Source organism: Pseudokineococcus marinus, assembly GCF_013004605.1.
GTDB lineage: Bacteria > Actinomycetota > Actinomycetes > Actinomycetales > Quadrisphaeraceae > Pseudokineococcus > Pseudokineococcus marinus.
On sequence record NZ_JABEMA010000468.1, the window covers coordinates 1 to 1,687 of the forward strand.

Genomic DNA, 1,687 nt, shown 5'->3' on the forward strand with positions numbered 1-1,687 from the left:
GGCAGCCGCAGCAGCCGGTGGGCGCGGGACTCGACGACGAGCAGCTCGACGCCCTCCCCCTCCTCCGTCGTGGTGGGGGCGACGGCGACGCCCGTCGGCTCCGCGAGGTCGGCGGCGAGCGTCGTCACCGCGGGCTCGCCGGCGGCGGCCGCGGGGTCGTAGCGGCGCAGGGCGCCGTTGTAGGTGTCGGCGACGACGACCGACCCGTCGGGCAGCACCGCCGCGCCGAGGGGGTGCTGCAGCAGCGCCTCCCCCGCGCCGCCGTCGCGGTCGCCGAAGTCGAACAGGCCCGACCCGACGAGGGTCTCGACGGCGTAGCCGGGCGCGGCGACGGGGGCGGCGTTCGCCAGGCGCGCGTCCTCGACGACGGGCACGGAGCGGTCGGGCGCGTCGCCCGTGCGCACGAGGCGCCGCAGCGCCGAGGTCTCCGAGTCGACGACCCAGAGCGCCGCGCCGTCGGCGGCCGGCACGAGGCGGGAGGTCTGCGCGAACCACGCCTGCTCGGCGTCGCCGTCGCGCAGGCCCTCGGCGGAGGTGCCGGCGAGCACGCGGACGACGCCGTCGGCGGGGTCGGGCTCCTCCCCGGCGCCGGGCTCGAGCGCCCACAGCTGGTGCAGCCCCGCCATGGCGACGACCAGCTGGCCGTCCCACCACGCGACGTCCCAGGGGGTCGAGAGGTCCTGCGCGAGCGCCGGTCCCCCGCCCTCGCGGCGTCGGAGCTGCTCGCCCGTGCCGGCGAGGGTGGTGACCCGGTCGTGCGCGCGGTCCTGCTCAGCCCCGGGCTCCCCGTCGCGCGCGAGGCGCACGCCGCGGACGGCGTGGTTCGCGCTGTCGGCGACGACGACGTCGACCCCGAGGCGCTCCGCGACGTCCTCCGGCAGCAGGCACAGGCCCTGGGGTTCGGCGAAGCGGGCGGTCGTGGCGTCGCCGTCCCGCAGGCCGCGCGCCCCCTCGCCGACGGTCCGCACCACGGCGAGGTCGTCGTCGAGGACGGCGAGGCGGTGGTGGCCGGTGTCGGTGACGAGCACGCCGCCGCCCAGGCGCTCCGGCAGCACGAGCGCGCTGCTGGGGAAGCGCAGGCCGTCGGCCGGGGCCTCCTCGGGCAGCGGGGCGAAGAGCCGCTCGCCGCGCACGAGGGTGCCGCGCTCGTCGTGCTCGGGCACGAGCTCGGTGAGCAGCGCGTCGAGGCCGTGGGCGTGCCCCTCCCCCGACAGCGACGCGACGACGTACCCCGTCGGGTCGACGAGCACGAGGGTCGGCCACGCCCGGGCGGCGAAGGCGCGCCACGTCGTCATGTCGGCGTCGTCGAGGACGGGGTGGTGCACCTCGTAGCGGCGCACCGCGTCGTCGAGCACGCCGGGCTCGGCCTCGTGGGGGAACTTCGGGGAGTGGACGCCGACGACGACGAGCTCCGCGGTCCACCGCTCCTCGAGGTCGCGCAGCTCGTCGAGCACGTGGAGGCAGTTGACGCAGCAGCTCGTCCAGAAGTCGAGGAGGACGAAGCGGCCGCGCAGGTCCGCCATCCGCAGCGCCCGCCCGTCGGTGCCGACCCAGCGGCGGCCCACGAGCTCGGGGGCGCGGGTGCGGGGGGTCCGGGGGGTGCGGGGCGTGCGGGAGGTGCTCGTGCTCACGGGTCGATGGTCGCACCGGCGGGGAGGTGCCCCGGGAGCCGTCCACGAGCGTGACC

At 78.2% G+C, this 1,687-nt stretch carries 1 protein-coding gene; it reads right to left on the reverse strand.

The features are described 5' to 3' along the window. Positions 1 to 1,631: thioredoxin-like domain-containing protein (locus HLB09_RS16655; RefSeq protein ID WP_322790237.1), on the reverse strand; the 1,631-nt coding region annotated here is incomplete at its 3' end. Between the last annotated feature and the right edge of the window lie 56 nt (positions 1,632 to 1,687).